24 protein-coding genes and 2 pseudogenes are annotated in these 22858 nt (G+C 59.7%); 11 read left to right on the top strand and 15 right to left on the bottom strand.

What is annotated here, in order from left to right:
• Positions 1 to 19: 19 nt before the first annotated feature.
• The 3 genes from ACFSQT_RS14970 to ACFSQT_RS14960 all read left to right on the top strand — a co-directional run bounded on the left by ACFSQT_RS14970 (position 20) and on the right by ACFSQT_RS14960 (position 3077).
• A complete protein-coding gene (locus ACFSQT_RS14970) occupies positions 20 to 835 on the top strand; it encodes an ATP-binding cassette domain-containing protein (protein WP_379019811.1) in 816 nt (271 codons plus the stop codon).
• A 33-nt stretch (positions 836 to 868) separates the two neighbouring features.
• The gene (locus tag ACFSQT_RS14965) at positions 869 to 2068 is read left to right on the top strand and encodes a sugar ABC transporter permease (RefSeq protein ID WP_379019809.1); all 1200 of its coding nucleotides are present in this window, start codon (positions 869 to 871) and stop codon (positions 2066 to 2068) included.
• A gap of 109 nt (positions 2069 to 2177) precedes the next feature.
• Positions 2178 to 3077: a MurR/RpiR family transcriptional regulator gene (locus tag ACFSQT_RS14960; protein WP_379019807.1), complete on the top strand. Its 900-nt coding sequence runs from the start codon at positions 2178 to 2180 to the stop codon at positions 3075 to 3077.
• An 897-nt stretch (positions 3078 to 3974) separates the two neighbouring features.
• Here ACFSQT_RS14960 and ACFSQT_RS14955 read toward each other — a convergent pair.
• The 6 genes and pseudogenes from ACFSQT_RS14955 to ACFSQT_RS14930 all read right to left on the bottom strand — a co-directional run bounded on the left by ACFSQT_RS14955 (position 3975) and on the right by ACFSQT_RS14930 (position 7620).
• On the bottom strand, positions 3975 to 5210 hold the full coding sequence (locus ACFSQT_RS14955; RefSeq protein ID WP_379019805.1) for an MFS transporter: 1236 nt from the start codon (positions 5208 to 5210) through the stop codon (positions 3975 to 3977).
• Between the two features lie 177 nt (positions 5211 to 5387).
• Positions 5388 to 6215 carry an LppY/LpqO family protein gene (locus tag ACFSQT_RS14950; RefSeq protein WP_379019803.1) on the bottom strand — a complete coding sequence of 276 codons (828 nt, stop codon included), beginning with the start codon at positions 6213 to 6215 and terminating at the stop codon, positions 5388 to 5390.
• A complete protein-coding gene (locus ACFSQT_RS14945) occupies positions 6182 to 6652 on the bottom strand; it encodes a chromate resistance protein ChrB domain-containing protein (protein ID WP_379019801.1) in 471 nt (156 codons plus the stop codon). The genes ACFSQT_RS14950 and ACFSQT_RS14945 overlap by 34 nt, the downstream gene beginning before the upstream one ends.
• Before the next feature lie 3 nt (positions 6653 to 6655).
• Positions 6656 to 7129: a rhodanese-like domain-containing protein gene (locus ACFSQT_RS14940; RefSeq protein ID WP_379019868.1), complete on the bottom strand. Its 474-nt coding sequence runs from the start codon at positions 7127 to 7129 to the stop codon at positions 6656 to 6658.
• A pseudogene (locus tag ACFSQT_RS14935) lies at positions 7115 to 7252 on the bottom strand (Fe-Mn family superoxide dismutase); the annotation flags it as partial. The gene ACFSQT_RS14940 and the pseudogene ACFSQT_RS14935, both read right to left, overlap by 15 nt.
• On the bottom strand, positions 7243 to 7620 hold the full coding sequence (locus ACFSQT_RS14930) for a hypothetical protein (RefSeq protein WP_379019799.1): 378 nt from the start codon (positions 7618 to 7620) through the stop codon (positions 7243 to 7245). The pseudogene ACFSQT_RS14935 and the gene ACFSQT_RS14930, both read right to left, overlap by 10 nt.
• 109 nt (positions 7621 to 7729) lie before the next feature.
• On the opposite strand from ACFSQT_RS14930, the gene ACFSQT_RS14925 reads away from it, so the two are divergent.
• Together ACFSQT_RS14925 and chrA are read left to right on the top strand one after the other, a co-directional pair.
• Entirely contained in the window at positions 7730 to 8719 is a 990-nt protein-coding gene (locus tag ACFSQT_RS14925; protein WP_379019797.1) for a chromate resistance protein ChrB domain-containing protein, read from the top strand.
• Between the two features lie 17 nt (positions 8720 to 8736).
• On the top strand, positions 8737 to 10152 hold the full coding sequence (gene chrA, locus ACFSQT_RS14920) for a chromate efflux transporter (protein ID WP_379019795.1): 1416 nt from the start codon (positions 8737 to 8739) through the stop codon (positions 10150 to 10152).
• A gap of 168 nt (positions 10153 to 10320) precedes the next feature.
• Here the strand turns inward: chrA and ACFSQT_RS14915 are convergent, their stop codons facing one another.
• The 8 genes from ACFSQT_RS14915 to ACFSQT_RS14880 form a co-directional block, all read right to left on the bottom strand.
• Complete coding sequence (locus ACFSQT_RS14915; protein WP_379019792.1) at positions 10321 to 11013, bottom strand: amino acid ABC transporter permease; 693 nt, start codon at positions 11011 to 11013, stop codon at positions 10321 to 10323.
• Positions 11014 to 11030: 17 nt separating this feature from the next.
• Positions 11031 to 11747, bottom strand: coding sequence for an amino acid ABC transporter permease (locus ACFSQT_RS14910; protein WP_379019790.1), 717 nt, complete (start codon positions 11745 to 11747; stop codon positions 11031 to 11033).
• 67 nt (positions 11748 to 11814) lie between these two features.
• Complete coding sequence (locus ACFSQT_RS14905) at positions 11815 to 12642, bottom strand: transporter substrate-binding domain-containing protein (protein ID WP_379019788.1); 828 nt, start codon at positions 12640 to 12642, stop codon at positions 11815 to 11817.
• 24 nt (positions 12643 to 12666) lie between these two features.
• Entirely contained in the window at positions 12667 to 13407 is a 741-nt protein-coding gene (locus tag ACFSQT_RS14900; RefSeq protein ID WP_379019786.1) for an amino acid ABC transporter ATP-binding protein, read from the bottom strand.
• Positions 13408 to 13464: 57 nt separating this feature from the next.
• Entirely contained in the window at positions 13465 to 14028 is a 564-nt protein-coding gene (locus ACFSQT_RS14895) for a peroxidase-related enzyme (protein WP_379019784.1), read from the bottom strand.
• Positions 14025 to 14507: a CMD domain-containing protein gene (locus tag ACFSQT_RS14890; protein ID WP_379019782.1), complete on the bottom strand. Its 483-nt coding sequence runs from the start codon at positions 14505 to 14507 to the stop codon at positions 14025 to 14027. Before ACFSQT_RS14890 ends, ACFSQT_RS14895 begins: the two co-directional genes overlap by 4 nt.
• Positions 14504 to 15973, bottom strand: a complete 1470-nt coding sequence (locus tag ACFSQT_RS14885) for an NAD(P)-binding domain-containing protein (RefSeq protein ID WP_379019780.1) — start codon at positions 15971 to 15973, stop codon at positions 14504 to 14506. The genes ACFSQT_RS14890 and ACFSQT_RS14885 overlap by 4 nt, the downstream gene beginning before the upstream one ends.
• Positions 15970 to 16872 (bottom strand): LysR family transcriptional regulator, encoded by a 903-nt coding sequence (locus ACFSQT_RS14880; protein ID WP_379019778.1) that lies wholly within the window; start codon positions 16870 to 16872, stop codon positions 15970 to 15972. The genes ACFSQT_RS14885 and ACFSQT_RS14880 overlap by 4 nt, the downstream gene beginning before the upstream one ends.
• Between ACFSQT_RS14880 and ACFSQT_RS14875 the strand changes: the two genes are divergently transcribed.
• From ACFSQT_RS14875 to ACFSQT_RS14850, 6 genes and pseudogenes are all read left to right on the top strand, one after another.
• Positions 16795 to 17076, top strand: coding sequence for a hypothetical protein (locus ACFSQT_RS14875; protein WP_379019876.1), 282 nt, complete (start codon positions 16795 to 16797; stop codon positions 17074 to 17076). The genes ACFSQT_RS14880 and ACFSQT_RS14875 overlap by 78 nt on opposite strands.
• Before the next feature lie 64 nt (positions 17077 to 17140).
• Positions 17141 to 18211, top strand: coding sequence for an NAD/NADP octopine/nopaline dehydrogenase family protein (locus ACFSQT_RS14870; protein ID WP_379019776.1), 1071 nt, complete (start codon positions 17141 to 17143; stop codon positions 18209 to 18211).
• Between the two features lie 548 nt (positions 18212 to 18759).
• Complete coding sequence (locus ACFSQT_RS14865) at positions 18760 to 19041, top strand: metal-sensing transcriptional repressor (protein WP_379019774.1); 282 nt, start codon at positions 18760 to 18762, stop codon at positions 19039 to 19041.
• A 10-nt stretch (positions 19042 to 19051) separates the two neighbouring features.
• Complete coding sequence (locus ACFSQT_RS14860) at positions 19052 to 20386, top strand: cation diffusion facilitator family transporter (RefSeq protein ID WP_379019772.1); 1335 nt, start codon at positions 19052 to 19054, stop codon at positions 20384 to 20386.
• A gap of 41 nt (positions 20387 to 20427) precedes the next feature.
• Positions 20428 to 21750, top strand: a complete 1323-nt coding sequence (locus ACFSQT_RS14855) for an MFS transporter (protein ID WP_379019770.1) — start codon at positions 20428 to 20430, stop codon at positions 21748 to 21750.
• A gap of 9 nt (positions 21751 to 21759) precedes the next feature.
• Positions 21760 to 22196: pseudogene (locus tag ACFSQT_RS14850) on the top strand (YqaA family protein).
• A 41-nt stretch (positions 22197 to 22237) separates the two neighbouring features.
• On the opposite strand, the gene ACFSQT_RS14845 reads toward ACFSQT_RS14850, so the two are convergent.
• Positions 22238 to 22825, bottom strand: coding sequence for a TetR/AcrR family transcriptional regulator (locus tag ACFSQT_RS14845; protein ID WP_379019768.1), 588 nt, complete (start codon positions 22823 to 22825; stop codon positions 22238 to 22240).
• Positions 22826 to 22858 lie beyond the last annotated feature (33 nt).

Raw genomic sequence — 22858 nt, 5'->3', positions numbered from 1 at the left:
GCCTGGGGAGGAGAACGAGATGACCGCACCAGCAGATGAGCCTTCCATGCGGAAGGCGCCGGCCACGAACTCGTCCGTGCCGCTCATTTCCCTCCGCAACATCCAGAAGTCCTTTGGGTCAGTCCACGCACTACGCGGCGCGTCCGTGGACGTTCACGCCGGCGAGATTGTTGCCCTTGTCGGTGACAATGGAGCCGGCAAGTCGACGCTGGTCAAAGTCATGGCAGGCGTTCATGCCGCTGACTCCGGCGAATACGAGATCGAGGGCAGGCCGGCGCTCGTTCGTACCCCGTCGGATGCCACCAAGCATGGCATCGCCACCGTCTACCAGGATCTCGCTCTGTGCAACAATCTGGATGCCGTGCAGAACCTGTTCTTGGGGCGCGAACTTACCGGCTCGCGCCTCTTCGGCAATCGCATAAGGCGGGCGGAGTGCGAAGTGCGGGCTCGCGAGGTCATGTCCCGTATGCGTCTGAGCAATCTGTCCCTAACCCGCCCTGTCGGTGCGATGTCAGGAGGGCAGCGCCAGAACATCGCGATCGCCCGGTCGGTGCTTTGGAAGCCCAAAGTGGTGATCCTGGATGAGCCCACCGCGGCTCTGAGCCACTCCGCCGCCCAGCAGGTCGCTGACCTCATTCGCAGCCTGGCCGACGATGGCCTTGGCGTGGTCGTTGTCAGCCATGACATCCACCACTTCGTGGTGAACTCGACAGACAGAATCGAGGTTATGCGCCTTGGCGCCAACGCCGCCAGTTTCCGATCAAAAGACGTGACCGGAGAGATGGTTGTGAACGCGATGGTGGGTGGCAACGAAGGTGTAAACCTGGCGGGCTGATAGCGGCCGAAAATTCGCTTAGGGAGGAAAGTTATGGTCTCGATCTCGGCAAGCGCGGCTCCGAAACGCCGCACGTTTGGAGAGTTGCTTGGGAGCGACCTTCGGGCGCTCCCGGTGATTATTGGGCTTGTGGTGCTTTGGGTCTTCTTCGCTCTTCAAAGCGACGTGTTCCTCACGCCTCGGAATCTTTCGAACTTGCTATTGCAGTCGACCGTCGTCGGCATCATGGCGCTTGGCCTGATGTTTGTACTGCTCGTACGCGAGATTGACCTCTCGATTGCGGCTATCCATGGCGTTACGGCAGTGGTGAGCGCCAAACTGATTGTCGAATATGGAGTCTCTCCGTTGCTTGCCCTGCCGCTGTCCGTCATCCTTGGAGCAGCGGTCGGTTCGGTCTCAGCGCGTTGGGTAAACTGGATCGGTGTTCCGTCCTTCGTGGTGACGCTCGGTCTAGGCCTCGCCTTGAACGGCATCCAACTTCTTTTATTGCCTGCCACAGCACGTTTCGGACTCATGGGGACCGGCGTCGAGTTGATTGCTCAAACGACCATCGACGGAGTTTACGCTTGGCTCGCCTGGGCAATCGGCATCGTTTTCCTGGCGCTTCTTATCCTTTCCAGCGTCCGGCGCAGACGGCGCGTTGGTTTAGAAGTCTCTATCATGCATTCGGTAGTCCTTCCGTTGGTCGTATCGGCGCTGATAGGCGCAATGGCGGTTGTGGTGCTCAATGCCAACCAGGGAATACCGCTGCCGGTGCTCATATTTGCCGTCCTGCTTGGGCTGGGCGGTTATGTTCTCAACGAAACCCAGTTTGGTCTCTACCTCTACGCGATCGGTAACAATGCCGAAGCGGCAAGGCGCGCGGGCATCAAGGTGCCGCGCATCCGGACCGCAGCGTTTGCCATTGCGGGAGGCGTCGCGGCAATTGCGGGCATCATTGCGTCATCACGAACGCTTGGTGTGGGTGTGTTTTCGGGTGGTGGCGTGGGTGGCGGCACACTCCTGCTGGAATCTATAGCAGCGGCGGTTATCGGGGGCGTCAGTCTGTTCGGTGGGCGCGGCGCTATTCATGCGGCTTTGCTAGGCGCCTTGGTCATCGGAACCGTGCAAAACGGTCTCAATCTAATGGGGGTCAAGAACGAAGTCAGGCTCATCGTCACCGGGTTGCTCCTCGTCCTAGCCGTCTCGATTGACAAGATCATCGAGAAGCTGACCGGTCAGCAGGCCTATTGAACTGATGGGAAATGGTTCGTACTGAAAGGTGCGGACCATTTCGCCAACCCCATTGGCAATTCCGATGAGTTCAGGGCACACTGCAACGAATTTTGCAGGAATCGTGGTCATGAATGTTGCTGAACCGCCGAAGAACTACGAAGAGCTCATTCGTCTCGTGCACGACCGTTTCGAGGGCATGAGCAAGTCGTATCAGGCAATCTCAGTCTACCTGACCCAGAACCCGAACGACGTCGCGGTTCTTTCGGTCAGTGCGATTGCCGAACGCTGTGGCATTCATGCGTCTAGTTTTGTTCGGTTCGCGCAGTCGCTCGGTTATGAGGGTTTCAAAGAGCTTCAGGGTCTATTTCAAAAGCGCCTTTCAACCGCCGCGCCCGGGTTCGAGGCAAGGATGCGCGCCCTAGAAGCTGAGCTTGGCACCCGTGAGGATCGAAGCGAACTTGGATTCCTGCGAGATCTTGTCGTGCGGGACATCGCATCGCTCCAAGATCTGCTCGCGGATGTCTCGGCTGACCAGATCGTCGAAGCCGTCGATTTGTTGCAGAAATGCGAGACGGTCTACCTTATAGGGCAGTTGCGCTCGGCCCCGGTGGTCGACCTGCTGCGCTACGTTCTAACAATGCTTGGCAAGCGTTGCGTCCTCTTGGATCCCAGCGGCGGCCTCGCAACCTACATGGCGCGCACGATTACTCAGCGCGACCTGTTGTTTGCGGTATCCTTCCGGTTCTACGCAACGGAAGTCGTCAATGTGGTTGAACAGGTAGCTGCGGCCAAGGTGCCAATCATCGCCATCTCCGACAGCACCTTGTCACCACTCGCGAAGTCAGCCACGGTACTCTTCGCTGTCCCGGAGCACGAATACACCTTCTCACGCTCGCTGGCAGCCCCGATGTGCCTCGCGCAAGCTCTCACGGTGGCATTGGCGAGCCGGCTCCAGCAGAGCCCGGATAGTCCTCGAATACCAACAGTTACCAGTCCTCACGGCCGGCAGCAGCAGCCTGCTTCCTGAAGTTGGCTTCGAAGTGATGAGCTAGCTGGCCGCGAGGCCAGTCCAACAATTGGTCGCATTTCGGAAAGGTGCAAGGCCCAAAGTCAGTTTGCACAAAAATGGTCGCGCACATTGGACGCTTCAGTCCGTTTTGTAACCCGGACGACCCTAAAACGGACAGTCCGTTTACGGCCCCAAACCAGCCGCGCTCATACCCTTATGGTCGCTCACCGAACCCCTTGTAGGAACGAGAAATGCCGTTGCATTGAAAAATTAGTCGTCCTACTGATCCTCAGGTTCGCCAGACCATGCGAGACGATACGAAGGATATGGGTTGGCTAACCATCCGGTAAACCATTGATTTTCTTTGAGAATCTCACACCCTCCGGGCCCACCAAATTATTACATATCAATAGTTTGCGCTTAATTCTTTGAAATTGAATTGAGCGCTATCGGATAAGCCACCGAGTTTGAAGGAAATGGTTTTGGGCCCGATTGTCAATTTTCTCCTTCTCTTTGACAACACCCGTCACACGTAGCTCAGGATCGCCGGTCTCGGAAGACCTTGCAACGATGCGTGCGGCAATCGGCGGCAACGACGTGCAATTAGGCGGGTTCTGACCCGTGGCGGACAGCCCTCGCGCGATAAGGAATGGCAGCATTGCGCCTAATGTCCGACATTTGAATAGCCCTGTCAGTCTACCAAAAGCGGACCTTAGTGGCGCCGAGCCCATAGGCGACCCGGCACAGGTACGGACATCTACCCCGATCGCAAGAAAGGGCATGCGCAAACCATCTGGCCCGATCTCAAAACCAACTCGGCCGCGCACGCCCGAAGCCAATGCGGCGTGATCGCGCTTGAGGGCAGCCTACCGAAGCGAACCCGCACATGTTCCGGCTTGCTCGCGGAACACTGTCTTACTGCTCCTCCGGCGGCTTGATGTGCCGAAGGCTCCAAAGCAGGGCAAAATCATAGATGATCTTCAGGACGCCGCAGATGATCCAAGGCCATGCTTCGTATCCTGCTTCGAACAGCGCACCGGCGATGGCTGGACTCGCGGCGGCCGCGAGACTTCTCGGAACTGAGGTCACGCTTGCAGCCGCGGGTCGTTCCGGTGGCGTGACGACAGCCATTACGTAGGAGGATCGCGTCGGCACATCCATTTGGGAGAGCGCGGCACGGATCAGCAGCAGCGCGAGCGCCAGCTGGAGATTTGGCACGATCGCCGCCAGGATCAGGCAAACGCTCGAAGGAGCATGCGTGAACACCATGGTGTTGACGAGGCCGAACCGCTCCGACAGCCGCGCTGCCGCCGGCAGTGAGAACGCGGAGAGCACCCCGGAACAGAAGAAGAAAAATCCCGCGGCCGATAGCGACAGGCCGAACTTGTTGAACAGCCAGAGAGCGACAAGCGACTGCACGGCAAATCCTCCGGCGAAAGCGTCGATGCTGAACAAGGCCGCCATCTTATAGACGATACCGCGAGACGGCCCGAGCGCAGCTATTGGCTTGCCTTCCACCTTCTTCGTTTCGACCGGAATGCGCAGATAAAGCACACCGCCGGCAACGCCGAGGAGCGCGTAAAATACGAACATCGCTCTGAGGGCCGTGAGGGGCGTCACGCCGAAATCGTTCAGGAGATCAGGACTTGCCGAAGCGAGTGCACCTGCCGCAGCCGCCAGCGCCCCGATGAGGCCGTAGCGCCCAAACATCCTTGTACGGTTTTTGTCCGACACGGAACTTGCAAGAACCGCGTGTTCGAGCGGCACGAAGATGCTGACGCTGCCTGCGGACGGGTTGATCGTTCCAACAAAGGCGACGAGCAGAACGACAGCCGTCGTGCTGGAAGATGCGAATGCGAAGCCGGTTGCGGTCATCAAGGCCGAAGCCCCGATCAACAACCGACGTAGATTGGTTCGGACACCAAGAAACCCGATCCCAAGGGTGATCAAGGCCGATCCAAGGAGCGCAAGCGTCGCGACCACACCGATCTCGAATGCGCCAAGCCCCAGCAGCGTCAGATAGACCGGCAGTAGCACGGCCACGAACCCGTCTCCGAAGTCGCGGAGCGCGCGCGCCGCATAAACGTAGACGGTCGGCGACCGCTCCCCGATTTTGCTCTGCTCGCTGGTTTCGTGAAGACCTGTGACCACTAATCATACCCCGCTAACCAGGCGATCCCTTCAGGGACAAGGAGCACCTGTCGTTGCTGTCCGCTGAGCAACGGCTCCACCAGCCGGGGACCCCGGCTGGTGCACAACGCTTGGTCAAATGACCATATGCAAGGTCGTCGCAGGATGACCCAAAGCGACTGTCGGCGCAAAAGACCTTCAACCCTTTCTAACGTCAACTTGGTCCAATGCGGCCCTAAGGCCTCGAGCAAGTTTCTCAGCGTCATTGTTGGCCCAGAAATGCATGAAGAACACTCGGGGCTCTTCATTCAGCATGTGGTTATGCAAGGCCGTGACCTCGATGCCGTTGTCCCGCATGGCCTTGATCACGGGATTGACCTCCTTTGCGGCCAGAAGAAAGTCGCCGGTTATCGCTGCCTTGCCATCGCCGGTCGGCTGGAAGTTGATGGCGATTGCGGAGCCCATGGCGGCAGGAATGTCCATGCCATCTTGCTTGATCGGTTCTGCACGCGGAATGCCGAATTGATAGACACCATTACTATCCTTGCCCTTGAAGCCGATGATCTTGTCGATGGCGGCGGTGTCGAGGCCAGTCGCCTGCGCTGCGGGTTGCGGCGTGGCCGCCGTGGCGTCCCCGAGAGGCGTCTTGCTGAGTGCCAGACCTGCATGCAGTGCCTTGGCAAGCGCGAGCGGATCGCCCTGTCCCGAAACATGCATGTAAAGTGTGGCTGGCTCGGCGCGGAGCAGATGGTTATGGAGCGCGGTGATTTCGAGTCCTTGTTGCGCGAACTCCTTCATTACTGGGCTGACTTCGTCCTGTGTCAGCACAAGGTCGCCCATGACCATGGCTTGCGCGCCCAAGGGAGCGATACGGTATTGCATTTGCGGACTCCTGAGAAAAAGGGACGGCTTCCAGTAGCTGCTCTTCGACCTCTCGGCCTTGCTCGGAGGGAGTTTCGTTTCGAGATCGCGATCGCAAACAGAAACTCGCGTCAGGCTGCCGTCGGCTTCATCACCGGCGGCCAATTGTGTGTCTCTGACTTGCGGCGTGAGGCCCAGGCGTAGAGCGCGTCATAGATGACGAAGCCGTGTCTCAACACCTCATGGTCGTCGGTCGACAGGTCCCGCAGGCCCATCGAGATCGCCAGCAGCCCCGCCGACTGCGGCGTGAGGTCATGTCGGTCGGTGTCGGCACCGCGCACGATCGCGGCGATCGTCACGATTGCGGAATCGCGATCGAGCCCGTATTTCGAGACGAACGTGTCGAAGCTGCAACCTTCACCCACATGCGTGAACTCGACACCTGGCACGTCGTATGGTGTCGCCCCGGTCTCTTTTGCAACTCGCATCACCTCGGTGGGCGGCACGAACAGGAATTCTGGTTCGTTGTCGATGAACCGCGCAATTAGCCAGGGACAGGCGATGCGGTCGATGACCGGACGTTCGCGTGTGACCCATTTCATGATCTATCTCCCTTCGGTCAGTGTCAGCGGGACAGTTGGCGCTCCGATGGCGTGCCAGGCGGCGATGCCGCCGGAGAGCGTATGTGCGTCCAGACCACGGTGACGAAGTTCAGCGACGGCATCGCCGCTGACCTGGAAGCCGTAGACGCAGTAGACGACGACCGGCTTGTTCTTAGGCAACTCGCCGGCCCAATCGGCAATCCTCTCCGGAGCGCGGATCAGCGCGCCAGGAAGCATGTCGCTGCGTTTCGCCAGATCCTCGGCGAGGCAGACATCGAGCACGACCATATCCTCATGGCGCTCGATGCGGCTGCGAAGGTCCTCTGGGGTGACACTGTGATCGTTTGCCGTGGGGATCGGGCTGGGCACGTCACCTGGCTGCCTCACCTCACGTCGGAAGCGCGCCCCGACGCGCTCCCAATGGATGTTCTTCATGAATGCGTCGACATAGGCGCCAGCCTTGGCACCGAAATCGATGTGATAGGCATGTTCGTACATGTCGAGCGCCAGGATCGGCTCGCCGCCTGCCAGGCAGTTGGTGTGATCCGCAGCCCATTGAATCATCAATCGTTGGTGACGCTCGGACCAGGTCAGCAGAGTCCAGCCCGAGCCGCCGGCCTGCGCTTTGGCGCAAGCCGTGAACTGCGCGCGCCAGCCGGCGAGCTGCCAAAGTCGCGCTCAAGCGTGACGGCGAGATCGCCGGCCGCATCACCCGAGCCGCCAAGGCCGTCGAAATAGATCTCGTGCAGGATTGCTGAATTGGCCGCGACCAGTTCCTCCCGCTTCAGGCCATTGATGTCGAAGACCGGCGCTGCTCCCCAGTCGAGTGTCTCAAGGCGGCGTTCGATCGCATTCAGGCGCCGGACTGCACCTCCGTAGTTATTCTCGTAGTGGCTTGCCAACAGCCGCTCGGAGAGACCATCGAGACGTGGCGGCTTGAACGGCAACGGCTTGATCTGGTGCAGCATGGGGTTCCTCATTCGGCAGCACAGAAGAACTGAGAGGCGGTGAACGCTACGCTCGAATCAAAAATGATACAAGTGTTGCTTTTTGAATTCTCAGTGATACGGTTAGTCCATGGGTGATGATGACGGGATATCGATGGAGCAGCGTTGGCTGCTCCTGATCCACCAGCTGCCAAGCAAGCCGGCTTACTTCCGGGTCAAGATCTGGCGGCGACTGCAAGGTATTGGCGCAGTGGCTGTGAAGAGCACTGTCTATGCGCTGCCTTCCAATGCCGAGACCCAGGAGGATTTCGAATGGCTCCTCAAGGAGATCGCCGAGGGGGGTGGCGAGGCCATGGTCTGCGAGGCGCGCCTGATCGATGGCCTCTCCGATGCCCAGGCGCGGGCGCTCTTCGATGCCGCTCGCGATGGAGACTACGAAGAGATCGCCAGGGATACGCGAGCCCTTGCCGTAAAGCTCGAAACGGCGATCGCACCGGAGGAACAGGCCGAAGCGCGTACGCAGATTGGCCGCCTGCGCAAAAGGCTCGCTGATGTCGTTGCCATCGATTTCTTCGGGGCCAACAGTCGCCTGCCGGTGGAGGGCCTGATTGCGGGATTGGAGGCCCAACTGACGAAGGACAAGAAAATGACCGAAGAGCCAGCCAAGACCGCTACCGAAACACTTGCCGCTCTCAAGGGGCGGACATGGGTCACCCGCAAGGGCGTCTATGTTGATCGCATCGCCTGTAGTTGGCTGATCCGTCGGTTTATCGATCCAGCGGCTGTGATCCGTTTCGTACCGGGCAAGGACTATGTGCCGGCCCCAGGGGAACTACGCTTCGACATGTTCCAAGGCGAGTTCACACATGAAGGGGATCGTTGCAGTTTCGAAGTGCTGCTGGGTCGGGTGGGCCTCACCGATCCTGCCCTGCAGGCGATCGGAGAGATCGTCCACGACATCGATCTGAAGGACGCCAAGTTCGCGCGCGATGAGGCAACAGGCATCGCCAGTCTGATCGCCGGCATCGCCATGGCCAATCAGGACGATGAGCAACGCGTCGTCCACGGCGCTCCCGTCTTCGACAACCTCTATCAATATTTCCGCAACAAGCGCGGTTAGCGAACAAGGACGAGCCGATGAATGAGGCCGAGAGTATCGACGTGACGCCCGCGAGACCTTCCGGCATGCCCGCTCATGGCATTTCGTTCGGTGAAGCCGTCCGCGTTTGGGCTCGGGTCGCGGCACTGAGTTTCGGCGGACCGGCGGGACAGATTGCGGTGATGCATCGCATCCTCGTCGAGGAGAAACGCTGGATCGGCGAGACGCGGTTTCTGCATGCGCTGAACTATTGCATGCTGCTGCCAGGCCCGGAGGCCCAGCAACTCGCGATCTATATCGGGTGGCTCCTGCACAAGACCAAAGGCGGGCTCGTCGCCGGTATCTTGTTCGTGCTGCCGGGCCTCGTCGCCATCATGGCGCTGAGCTGGATCTACGCCATCTTCGGCAATGTCGGCGCCGTCCAGGCTTTGTTCTTCGGATTAAAAGCCGCTGTGCTGGCCATCGTGCTTGAGGCTGTGGTCAGGGTCGGCAAACGGGCGCTCAGGAACAACGTCATGGTGGCGCTCGCCGCCGCCGCCTTTATCGCGATCTTCTTCTTCCACATACCGTTTCCGCTGATCATCCTGACCGCGGCGGTGATTGGCTTTATTGGCGGACGGTCGGGACTAGCGCCGTTCATGACCGGTAACGGACACGGCAAGGTCGGCGGCAAGCAGGTAGCCGATGCCGACACAGCGCTGGGCGAAGACATACCAGCTCATGCGAGGCCGACGGTCGGGTGGTCGCTCAAGATCGCCGCCATATTTCTCGCGCTTTGGTTCGCCCCCGTGCTCGGCCTGCTGGCGCTGTTCGGGCCTGGCAATGTCTTCACAGACATCGCTGTCTTCTTCTCGAAGATGGCGGTGGTGACCTTTGGCGGCGCCTATGCGGTGCTCGCCTATGTCGCTCAGCAGGCTGTCACGACCTACGGCTGGCTCAAACCCGGCGAGATGCTCGACGGCCTCGGTATGGCCGAAACCACGCCCGGCCCGCTGATCATGGTTACACAATTCGTCGGCTTCATGGGCGCGTTTCGCGCGCCTGGCACGCTTAATCCGCTGGTCGCGGGCACGCTGGGTGGCCTTTTGACGACCTGGGTCACCTTCACGCCATGCTTCCTCTGGATATTCCTCGGCGCTCCTTACATAGAGAAATTGCGAAGCAACAAAGCGCTGTCCGCTGCTCTCGCAACGATCACCGCGGCGGTCGTCGGCGTGATCCTGAACCTGGCGGTATGGTTTGCGCTCCACGTGCTGTTTCGCGAGTTGCATGAAAGGCACGGATTCGGGATGGCTGTCGATGTGCCGGTGCTGAGTTCAATCAACATCCCCTCGCTGATCCTGACGGTTGGCGCGCTGCTAGCCGTATTCCGCTTCAAGATCGGCATGCTGCCGGTGTTGGCTGTCTGCTCGGTCCTCGGTCTTCTCTATGGTCTCGCCATCGGAGCGGTTTAAGTGTCGGAATTTCAGCGACGATCCGCCTCCCAAGAGGTCACTCATTGCGCAAGCAGCATCAAGCGATCTCGGTGCCAGCGTCGATCACCGATCCCGCAGATCCCGGCTGCAAGCCAGAGCCGTCTGAAACGCCTAAACGTGCTCCAGTGAGTCGGCGCGCTTCTGCACTTATGTCCGTACCCTGAGAGCTTGCTCCAGCCTGTCGGCGATCTGTGTGACGATATAGGCAATCACCATGTAGATCACGACGGCAATCACGAAGGCTTCGAGGTAGTAGTAATTCAGCGCGGCGGTCAACTGGGACTGGGCAAAGATATCGACAACCTCGATGGCGAATCCGAGAGAAAGCGCCTTCATGATGACCATCATCGAGGTTGTAAGATCGGGAATTGCCGTGAGGACCACCTGGGGAAATAGAATCCGTCGGAACAGTTGGCCGTTTGTATAGCCCAGCGAATGGGCGGCGTCTGACTGACCGGTGTCGAAGGCGTTCAGGGCTCCCTTGATAATTTCCGATTGGAACGCAGCGATACAGCCTGTCACCGCAATAACAAGGATGACCCAGTTGGGTGTTTCGTGGGCGTTGAAGTTGATCCCGAGCAACGAGAGCAGGAACTGGAATGCCGGGGGCAGACCGAAATAGGCGAGGAAAATCACGATGACCATCGGAACGCCCTTGAAGACGATCTTGTAAGCCATGATGAGCTCTCGCAGCACCGGGACTCGTCTATATTCGACGAGAGCAAAAATGCTGCCGACTATCGTCGACAAGACGAAAATCGTGAGCGCCATTCCAAGCGTTACAGGTACGGCGCCCAGAATTTCCTGAGTGTCCTGCAGCAAAATATCGGTATCGAACATGGTTGAATACCCTTAGGTCAGACGCTGGCGATGGCCGCGTTCTTGATCTGAGCTGTTGTCGTCGCCTCAGGTGCCTGCATCGGCGAGCGAAGCTCAAAGAAGTGCACGATGAACCAAGCGATCAGGCACATCAGCGCATAGATGACGGCCAGCACGAGGTATGTTTCGAACTGGTACTGGTTATAGTCGCGCTCCATGATCAAGTGCGCGGTCGCCATCACGTCCGCCGCGCCGATGTACATGACCAGCGCAACGTTGTGGATCAGGTAGATGATGGAGTTTCCATAGCCCGGCAATGCGAAGTGCACCGCCTGAGGACCCACGACGCGAGTGATCTTCTGGCGAAAGGTATATCCTAGACTGTCGGCCGCATCATGCTGGCCGCGATCGACGGCCAGGTATGCGGGCCGCATGACTTCCGACAGATACCCGCCATGGTAAAAGCTCAGTCCGACCATCGCAGCGATCGTCGGCGAGAAGAAATCTTCAGCGCCCAACAGGGCCACCAATAAGGGAAGCCCGTAGAACGCCACAAACAACTGGAGGACGACGGGAACGCTGCGGGCATAGGACACGTAGAGGTCGGTCAGGTGGCTGACCACTGGTACCCTGCGAACCCGGAGCGTTGTCGCGATGAGCGCCAGGCAAAAGCCGACGAACATGGCCGTAAACGTGATGGCGAGCGTCAGCGGCAACGCCGAGAGCAACTCGGGAATCATAGCAGAAACATCCACTTTGAACCACTCCTTCTCGCGATTCAGACTTGCCGCTGACTAACAACTATCTACGCAGATCGTCGTCTTATTTAATATACTTGACGATGCCTTCGCCGAACCACTTCTGCGAGAGCTTTTCGATCGTGCCGTCGTCCTTTAGCTCCTTGAGAACTTTGTTCACATCATCGGCCAAAACCTTGTTTTCATCCGAGTTGTGAATAAGCATATAGGTGTTGTTGCTAAAGACCGGCTCAGACGCCACGATGTCGAGCTTCTTTTCATCGATGACGGTCTGCTCACCCAGATTTGAAGGCAGGACCAGCGCGTCGAATTTGCCATTCTGAACTTCGTCTAGTCGGTTCGGGTACGGAATACCGGCACTCGATGCCGTGACATCAAGCTTGTATTGCGGATTTTCTTTTTGCCAATTCATAATAAACTTGTAGGTACCGCCGCCGGCCGTGGTCGGAACGATCCTCTTGCCGACCAGGTCTTTCATTTCTTTGATGCCGCTGGCTTTTTTGCTGTAGATCTTCATCAGGCTGGCGCCCATGGGGTTTTCCGGAATGAAGAACTGTTTGGCGCGCTCGGGCGACTTGTAGTAGCCACCGACCGCGATGTCGTACTTGCCTGTGGCCAGGCCGGTTTCCTGCGCGATATCAGAGACACCTTCCATTTCGAACTTGTACTGCGGCAACTTCGCGTTAATCGCCCTCAGGAGATCGGGTTCATAGCCTTGCGGCTCGACGCCGAGCGCGCCCCATGCCAGCGGCTTGGATTCGGCAGAGGTCGCGATCTTGATTGTCCGAACGGTCTGACCATAACTGATCCCTGCTGTCGCAAGGGCAATTGCGATGCCGCCGACGACGGCCAGGGCATAACGACGAGAAAAACTGGATTTGATTGCAGACATTTCTTAGGTTCCCTTCTTGTTGAGTTATTGAAAAGCAAGTTCTGACTGTAGGAATTGAGCAAGTCGTGGACTGGAAGGCGCATCGAAGATCTCAGCCGGACTGCCGTCGGCGGCAACCACGCCACGATCCATGAAGACGATCCGGTTTGAGATGTTCTTTGCGAATTGCATCTCGTGGGTCACAAGCAGCGAAGTGATCCCGGACGACGTGACGTCTTTGATCACCTTCAGAACTTCACCGACCAGTTCAGGATCAAGCGATGATGTCGGTTCGTCGAAGAGCATCACATCCGGCCGAACCGCTAGCGCTCGAGCGATTCCAGTCCGCTGGAGCTGTCCGCCTGACAGCTGGGACGGATAGCTGTCCCGCTTGGCGGAGAGGCCAACTCGTTCAAGCTCCCTGAGCGCGATTTCACGCGCCTCGTCCGTGGATTTGCGCTGCACGACGACCAACGGATCCATGACGTTCTGAAGGACGGTCATATTCTTGAAGACATTGAATTGCTGAAAGACCATCGCTGTTCGGAGCCGGATCGCCTGGATAGCTGCCTTGTCGGCGCGCTGGTAATCCATCCGAATCTGATCGAACGCGATGGTTCCAGATGCCGGCTTAACCAGGTAGTTGATGCATTTCAGCAGGGTGGTCTTGCCGGTGCCGCTGGGACCGATGATCGACACGACGTCACCTCGCTTTACCGAGAGATTGACGCCGTTCAGGACCTGCGTGCTTCCGTAGGACAGCTTTACATCTTTGAGTTCAAGCATTTCTGGTTGGTGCCCTTCAGAGTGTGGGACGGAGTGCCTTGACCGCATGCAACATCATCACCCGCTCTCCGCATGGCCGAGAACGTGCATCAGCCGGTTTGCCCAGCCGAAGATCGATATGGCGTGGATCAGGTCGATGATCTCGCGGTCATCCATGCCGACTGATCGAAGCGCGGCGATATCGTCTGCCGTCGCTTGCGACGGTGCCACCGACAGGCGGCGGGCAAAGCTGTAGATTGCCGCATCGCGTGGGCCGAGCGCTTCAGGTTTGTCGAGATACAGCGCGGTGACCACTTCGTCGCTCTTGGTCAGCTCTGCATGCCTGCGGGCGTGAACAACGGCACAGAATTTGCAGCCATTGACGATCGAGGCCCCCAATGCACCAAGTTCGCGGTCAGGACGGGCAAGCCCGCCTTCGACATACATGATTGCGTTGAACAGGATGGTGCGGGCAAGATAGCTCTCTGGGTCATGCGCAAGGGTGCGCACATATTCCGAAACTTTCTTGGCCGATGGCGTGACCTTCATCGCTTCAAGCTGTTCCGGCGTGGCCTCGGATAGCTCGACCGGCGCGATGTATGGATGCCAATTCAATGGCTTCAGACGAACCGAGGAAATCATGTCGACCTCATCAGGCGCAAGCCGGCCGCCACCCGTGTCTGGAAGTTGACAAAGGCAATCAGCTCGGAGAGCGCGACGACCTGAGGATTGTTCAATCCAGCCTTGGCGAGGTCGGCGATATGGCTCGCTTCCGCCTTTTTCGGCGTCAGGGTGATCAGGTCAACATGACGGACGATGGTCGCCAGGGGTTCATTCAAATCCGTTTCGCCTCGTGCCAAGGCCAGTAGCTGCTCGGTCGGACCAAGCTGAGCCAGTTGCACATCATATTCGGCCATCAGGACCGGATCGGCATTCAGAGCGGCCATGCGACGGGCCAGGGCAACCCTCAAATTCGGGGCCAGCCCCTGGTCGTTTGCCGGTTCCAGGACGGAGAGGCGACATTCCTCCGCCCCTTGCACGAATTCGGGCCGAAACCGCCTTGCAGCGAAAAGGGCATCGCCCGGTGAAATACCGGCGGCCTTGTCCATTGCGTCGATCACAACGCGGCCTCCTTCTGCAGCAAGGGTGTTGAATCGACCCATTCGTCGCCCAGCAGTTCCGGGGTGTCGTAGGCAATGAGATTGGCGAAGTGGGTTTCGACGTCTTCGGCAAAAAGCGATGCGGTAATGCCGCGGACCAGACGGTCGGCGCCGGCACTGACGGCCGGGATGTCGCCGGAGACCTTGCCGTGGGTCAGCATGGCGGCGTCATTGAAGCAGTGGATATGCGCCAGCATCGGGCACGAGCCTGGAACCCGTTCCCGGAATTCAAAGGCAGGACCGAGATCCGGGGCATCCGACATGCCCGCACGTGTCGGTCCCATATCCGGCGTATATCGACCATCCGACCAGGTGCGGATGTATGGGGCGAGTGCTGTAAATTCCGGCCGGTCGCTGAAGTCGTTTGAAAAGCCGGTTGCAGCGATCAGGAAGTCGTAGCGCAAAGGCCCCTGCGTGGTTTCGACCAGCAGGCCTCCCGCATCTTCCTTTACAGCGACTATGCCGCAGTCGAGAAAGAACCGCGCATTCGAGTGGCGAGACACGCGGAGCGTCGATGAACGCGGCGGCGGCGTCTGGGTCGAGGCAGTGTAGTCGAAGAACTTCCATTTCCAGGTATCGGGCAGGTGGTGGGTGCCGAGTACAACACCCTGGCTGCCGATGCCGGTCAGCTTGTTGATGCGCGGCATTTCCTTGCGCCGGATCAACATGTCTACTGAACCGGCGCCCGCCTCGAGCGCGGTTGCGGCATTGTCCATGGAAGAGGCACCGGCGCCGATGACCGCCATATGCTTACCCTTCAGCGCGTCGAAATCGATGTCGTCGGCAGAATGGGCCCAATATTTGCGATCAATGCCCCTGAGGAAATCGGGCACGGCAAAGCCGCCCAGACCGGACCGACCCGTGGCCAGAACGAGATGACGGGTGAGAACCCGGCCCGTTTCCGCGCCCTCGATATCGATCGCAATCAGATCATCAAGTGGCGCGACACCTGTCATGCGCACGCCGTTGCGCACCGGCAGAGCAAGAACCTTACGATACCAGACCAGGTAATCCATCCACTGGCCCCTGGGTATTTTGTCCAGCGAGCGCCAGGCCTCGACGCCCCATTGCGCGGTAAACCAGGCGCGGAACGTTAGCTGCGGCAGTCCGAGCGAAGGGCCGTTGAGGGTCTTCGGCGACCGAAGCGTTTGCATGCGGGCAAACGTTACCCATGGTCCTTCGAGCCCGGCTGGAGCCGCATCATAGGCGACGACATTGGTTATCCCGGTAAGCAGCAGCTTTGCGGTAGCAGCAAGGCCGCACATGCCGGCTCCAATGACAACGACGTCACGGACCGGGGCGCCCTCATGCATGCGCTTGGGGATCCAGGGCTTGGCGGGCAGCTCAAGAAAGTCGAGATCTTGCGTAAGCTGTGCTTCCAGCGCGGCAATGCCCGTCGATGCTGCCGGGTTGGGAGTATGCTTCATATTCCAGTTCCGTTATTTGTACTCGAGGCGGGATCGGTCACCAATTGGCCGGCCGAAGCTGGATCGAGTTTCCTGAAACCGACGATCGACCGTTCGGCCACCGCTTCGACCGCATCCATCAACGCCTGCGCGACTGGACGAAGCGGACGGTTTTCGGCAGCTACGACGCCCCAATAAAATAGAACGGTTACGTCGATCGGACGAATGACGACACCCGGCAGGGCCACGCCATAGGCCGTGAGAGGATCGATGACCGCCGCAAGACCGGTTTGGCGCACGATCTGCAACGCGCCATAGGCAGTGTTGGTCCGGATCACTGGGCCGGTGTCGATGCCCTGGGCCGCCAATGCCTTGGCGACATGCAACTGAAAACGCAGTGGATTGAGCAGCGTGGCGACGCGGCGACCGGCAAAAGCCGACAGCGGAATGACATCAAGTTCAGCCAGCGGATCGTCCTCCCGCACGGCAGCAACGTCGGGCGCCGAATAGAGCCGCAGGACATCCAGACCGGGCGTATCGAGCGGCAGGCTTGAGAAACCGATCTCGGCACGTCCGCTGCGCACTTCCTGGGCGACGATCGAAGGAAGAAACTGCCCGAGATGCGTCTCGTGTGGAAGCTCGACACCTTTGAGCTCAGCCAAGGCCGTCGGGATCAAGCCGGTCCCGATCGCAGAGGTTGTGACGATCTGTAATATCCGACCCCTGCCGGCGGCGATCATCTTGGCCCGCGCTGCGAGTTCGGTGAAGGACATCAGCAAGCGCCGCGCTTCCTCCTCGAAGGCCACACCCTCTTCAGACAACTGCACTCGTCGACCGATCCGATGCAACAATTCGAAGCCAAGCTCGGCCTCGAGATCCTGGATGGTGCGCGTCACCGAGGGTTGGGAACGCCCAAGCATGTCAGCCGCCTTGGTGATGCTGCCGCTGGCAGCAACCGCAAGGAACGTCTGGAGGTCTCGAGTTTCCATCCTCAGCCTACATGCGAAATCTGTATGATTGACATCGTCTCATTCATTTTTGATATGTGTCAAGCGGAAACGAATATTCGCTGCGGCCTTTTGCATTTGCCGGCTTCAGAGCTGGAATCCTCTTCGGGGCGGTGATGACGGCAGACATGGTGACAGCAATGGTCCTCGAACCCGAGAAGCCTGCGACAGGAGGGATGTTATGCGCGTGAGTATTCTGGGCGCGGGAGCAATTGCTTATGGCCTTGCCGCCTATTTGGCAGAATCGGGACACTTGCCAACACTTTGGTCACCGTCGGGGCAGCGCACCCGGGCGTTGGCTGCCGGCGAATTGTTGAAAGCGACGGGGGATATCGAGGCAACGGTTCCGGTGCGCATTGCCAAGGATTGTAAGGATGCCGTCGCCAACGCGGACGTGGTAGTGATTGCACTCCCCGCTTACGGTCACAGGATGGTTATGGATGCAGCCGTCCCTCATCTAATTGATGGGGTCCCGGTCATCATCAGTTCGCATAGTTCCTTCGGGGCGCTGTATCTCTCCAAGCGGTTGGCGGAGCGCAAGGTCAAATTGCCGATCGTCGTTTGGGGCACAACGCTGTTGTCCGGCCGTCAACTCGGGCCAACCGAGATCCACGTTACCACCATTCGCCAAAAGCTTGATGTTGCGACTCTGCCGTTCGGTGCCCAGGATCAAGGATACGAACTTTGCACAACCTTGTTCGGCGATCGTTTCGTCAAGCGCGACGGCATGCTTGCGATCGCACTCAGCAACCTCAATCCGCAAAACCATCTAGGAATTGCCCTTCTTAATCTCACACGCATGGAAAAGGCTGAACAATGGAGCCAAGGGGGAAACGTCACCCCGGCCGTTGGCCGCTTTATCGAGGCTCTGGATGCTGAACGCTTGGCCATCGCTGCCCATTTTGGAATCGCCGTTCGAACCGTCAAAGAGCACTTTTCATTGTCGTTCCATGTTCCGATGGGAAGCGTTTCGGAGATGAACCAGGAGATGGACCGCCAAGGCCGCGGTGGCTTTGGTCCGACAACCATCGAGAGCCGCTATATTCTTGAGGATGTTCCGTTCGGGCTGCTGCCGACCGTACTATTGGGAAAGATCACCAGGAATCCGGCGATACTCCACGAGTCAGGAGTTTCAATACTGTCAGCGTCTTATGGTCGCGATCTCAAGGCGGATAATGATATTCTTCCTGCCCTCGGGATCGAAGGGTTGTCAGACGTGGACCTCGCGAATCTTTCGCGTAAGGGATTCTAACGAGTGACAGCGGAAATGCTGAGCCCAGTCAGGCGTGGTGCCGGCAAGAGGTCGAGGGCCCAGGGGTGGGGCAGGCGATGGTCGCCCGCGGCCTCGAGCCCCCACTGGTTGACTACAGGAAATTCAACGAGAAGTCCTTGGATATGAGGGTCTATTCAAGGAAGTCACGAGCAGAATATTAAGATAGCTCGCGTTTTCCCTAAATATCACTCGTATGCTAGACCAATTTCCTTGAAATAATCTGAGCATTTTAGTCGAGCCCCTGCCAGTTGATTCGGTGCTATAATTCCGACCAATTCTTGGTTCCTGCGCTAGAGCTTGGCGTTTTCAAATATTTGCTCGCGGACAGCAGATGCTCGCCGGACTTCTAGGATATCCAGTCCTGCGGTTATATCCGACTCCGACCGCGCTGGAAACCAACAATAGCCGTTGGCCTTGAGGAGGGCGCAGCAACATTGGCGGGCCGAACGCCAGGGATTGCGGAGGCGCCCAGCCCGACAGCGCCTCCATCGTTGACAAGATCCTCTCCAGGGGGATAGGAAATTCTCATGAACGAGCGCCCCCATGTCCACGAAACCCATCCCGAGATCGTCAAGCGGTTGAAGCGCGCCGATGGCCATCTGCGCAGCGTCATCGATATGATCGAAGCGGGCCGTCCCTGCCTCGACATCGCGCAGCAGCTTCATGCCGTCGAGAAGGCAATTTCCCAGGCCAAGAAGACACTCATCCAGGATCATCTCAACCACTGCCTCGAAGATGTTGTCGGGCCGCTCCCGCGCGAGCAACGGCGCTCGATCGACGAGTTCAAGGACATCACCAAATATCTATGAGGCCCGCGCAATGATGGACAGCGTACGCGACTGGTTCGGCTTTGGCCCGGCAACCCAGGGCTTCGGCGGACATGGTCACGGCCATGATCATGGGGAACGTGGACACGGCCATACACATGGCGTGGTCGATCCCACCATCGCCACCACGTCACGCGGCATCTGGGCAATCAAATGGTCCTTCGTCGTTTTGGCGATAACCTCGGCGCTGCAGTTGGTCATCGTCTTCCTGTCGGGCAGCGTGGCGCTGCTCGCCGATACCATCCACAATGTCGGCGACGCGGTCACCGCCATCCCGCTTTGGATCGCCTTCATGCTAGTGAGGCGCAAGCCGAACAAGACCTTCACCTATGGCCTCGGCCGGGTCGAGGACCTTGCCGGCATCGTCATCGTGCTGATCATCCTGTTCAGCGCCATCGTCGCCGGTTACGAGGCGATCGACAGGCTGATCCATCCGCAGCCCATCACCTTCCTCGGCTGGGTGGCGGCCGCCGGTCTCGTCGGCTTCCTAGGCAACGAGGCCGTCGCCGTGTTCCGCATCCGCGTCGGCCGCGAGATCAACAGCGCGGCGCTGATCGCCGACGGCTATCACGCCCGCACCGACGGCTTCACCAGCCTGGCGGTCGTTCTTGGCGCTATTGGCGTCTGGCTGGGCTTTCCGCTCGCAGATCCGATCATCGGCCTGCTGATTACGCTCGTCATCTTCGCCATCGTTTGGCAGTCCTCCAAGGCCGTGCTGACGCGCATGCTCGATGGCGTTGAGCCCGGCATCGTCGACGAAATCAACCACGCCGCGGAGCACGTGAAGGGCATCGAGCGGGTCGGCAAGGTGCAGGCTCGCTGGATCGGCCACCGGATGCACGCGGACATCGCCATCAAAGTTGCGGACAGCGCGACGGCGAAGGACGTGGTCGACATCACCGAAGCCCTGAGGGGAGAGCTGTTCGACCATTTGCCGGCGCTCTCGGAGGCAAACATCCGTCTAGAGGGCGATACCGGCCCCGTCGCCTCAGGTGCGGGGCACGGGCATCATGCGCCCGATCCGGTGAAGGTGGCCTGCGATCTTGCGACCGGGACACTGGAGATCGTCGATACATCCGCCGGCGAGCGGATGCGCCTGATCATCGACCGCCATGCTGACGATCTCGGAGCGACTGTGATCATCGATCGGCCGCAAGGACCCGAGACGCTCGCGCTTGCGCCGGTCGCGGGCGACCACCACCGTCTCGAAAGTTCCGTTGCGCCGGCCGAGCCGCACGAGTTCGAGGCGAGGCTGGTCCTGACCGCCGGCGCCAAGCAACAAGTGCTGCCGTTCAAGATGGTCGAGCCGGAAGGCCACCATCACTGACAATCGGCGGCCCGCCCGTCCCATCGCCGGAAGACTGACATATGCTTGATGTCATTGCCGACAGAACCTATCGGCATTTGTTCATGGCGCAGGTCATTGCGCTGGTCGGCACCGGCCTTGCAACCGTCGCGCTTGGCCTGCTCGCCTTCGACCTCGCCGGCAAAAACGCCGGTGCGGTGCTCGGCACGGCGCTCGCCATCAAGATGATCGCTTATGTCGGGGTCGCTCCGGTCGCGGCCGCCTTCGCCGAGCGGCTGCCAAGGCGCACCATGCTGGTCGCCCTCGATCTCGTGCGAGCAGGCATCGCGGTTTTCCTGCCTTTCGTCACCGAGGTCTGGCAGGTCTATGTCCTGATCTTCGTCCTGCAGTCGGCGTCCGCCGCCTTCACGCCGACCTTCCAGGCAACCATCCCGGACGTGCTTCCGGACGAGAAGGACTACACCAGGGCGCTTTCACTTTCGCGGCTGGCCTACGATCTCGAAAGCGTCGCCAGTCCGATGCTGGCGGCGGTGCTTCTTTCCGTGATTTCCTTCCACAGCCTGTTCGCGGGCACCGTCATCGGCTTCCTGGCCTCGGCGGTGCTGGTGGTGTCGGTCGTGCTGCCGAGCCCGAAACCCTCGCAGCCGCGCGGCATTTACGATCGCACCACGCGCGGCCTGCGCATCTATCTCGCGACGCCGCGCCTCCGCGGCCTGCTTGCCCTCAATCTCGCCGTAGGTGCTGCCGGCGCCATGGTGATCGTCAACACCGTCGTCCTCGTGCAGGGCCAGTTCGGCCTCACCCAGCAAGAAACCGCGCTGGCATTGGCGGCCTTTGGCGGCGGGTCGATGATCGCGGCGCTAGGGCTGCCGAGGCTTCTGGAGAGGATTCCCGACCGCACGGCGATGCTGTCGGGCGCGGCCATTCTCGTGGCCGGCATGTTCGTCGGACCGCTTGTCGGTCAATTTTCGCTGCAGCTGGCGCTCTGGTTTGTGCTCGGCATTGGCTATTCCGTCTCACAGACCCCTTCCGGCCGCCTGATCCGCCGGTCGGCCGATGCCGTCGACAGGCCCGCCCTGTTTGCTGCGCAGTTCGCGCTCTCGCATGCCTGTTGGCTGATCACCTATCCCATTGCCGGCCGTGTCGGCGCGGCGATGGGCCTGGCCTTCACCTATCTTCTGCTCGCCGTCATTGGGGCGGTCGCGTTGCTTGCCGCGCTGAGGCTTTGGCCAAGCCACGATCCAGACGTGCTTGCGCATGTACATGCGGACCTCCCAGATGACGACGATCATGTCGCCGACGCGGTATGGTCCGAGGCTGGCTACGAGCACTCGCATGGCTATGTCGTCGACGATCGGCATCCAAAATGGCCAAAGGCGAGCTGAAGGGGACGAATGCTTGGCGACTTCGCCGCCTTCGGCGGCCTGTTCCTGACTGCCTTTGCCGCCGCGACCATCCTGCCGCTGCAGTCGGAAGCGGAGCTTGCCGGTCTGTTGCTGGCGGGAAGCCGGTCCCCAGCCGCTCTGGTTTTGGTTGCGACGATCGGCAACGTGCTCGGCTCGGTGGTCAACTGGCTGCTCGGCTGTGGCATCGATCGCTTCCGCGACAGCAAATGGTTTCCGGCCAGCCCAGCCGCGCTCGAACGCGCCGCGGCGCGTTATCGCCGCTATGGCAGATGGAGCCTGCTGTTGAGCTGGATGCCCATCATAGGCGATCCGCTGACTGTGGTGGCCGGACTTTTGCGGAGCCGCTCTGGAGCTTCGTCGCCATCGTTACCATCGCCAAGGTCGGCCGCTATCTGATCCTGGCAGCTGCGATATTGGCGCTTTAGCTCATCTGGGCAAGCGCTCTCCTGCGCCGAAACCAATGCGCTCACGAACCATGAGCCAAGATGCTGTTTGCCGCCATGCGCTGGAAGAGCTCGTCGATCTGCAGCGGTGAAAGCTTCATGTCCGTCGCGATCCACCAGCCAAGCACGGCAAGGAACGCGCCGGCGATGAACTGGACGGCGAATTCGGCGGGGATGCCGTCGCCGATCCGCTTCTCGGCAAGTTCTGCCCGCACGGCTCGCCGGATCCGTTCGCGCAGTTCGTCGTGGATGGTATCGTCACTGCTCGCCAGCAGCGCGTGGTGGAGCGACCGGAACGCATGCGCGTGCTCGAACATCGGCAGGCTGAAGGCGAACAGCCGGCTTCCCGTCTCGCGGCACTCCGACATGCGGCTCATCGAACGCAGATGCGCTTCGAGCGTCGCGCTGCGCAGGGCGTCCTTGTCGGCATAGTGGGTGTAAAAGGTCGACCGGCCGACATTTGCCTTCTGGCAAATGTCGTCGACCGTGATCGCCGCGTAGCCGCGCTCCGGGATCAGGGCGATCAGCGCGTCCTGCAGCAGGGCGCGTGTGCGCGCCACGCGGCGATCAATCGTGCTGCGCTCCTCCATCCGCTCGATTTTCATGGTCATTCCCCCTCGCGGTGCACGGTTCCGGACATCGTG

Origin of the sequence: Mesorhizobium calcicola (genome assembly GCF_042682105.1) — a bacterium.
GTDB lineage: Bacteria > Pseudomonadota > Alphaproteobacteria > Rhizobiales > Rhizobiaceae > Mesorhizobium > Mesorhizobium calcicola.
This window is presented reverse-complemented; position numbering and strand designations above follow the sequence as displayed.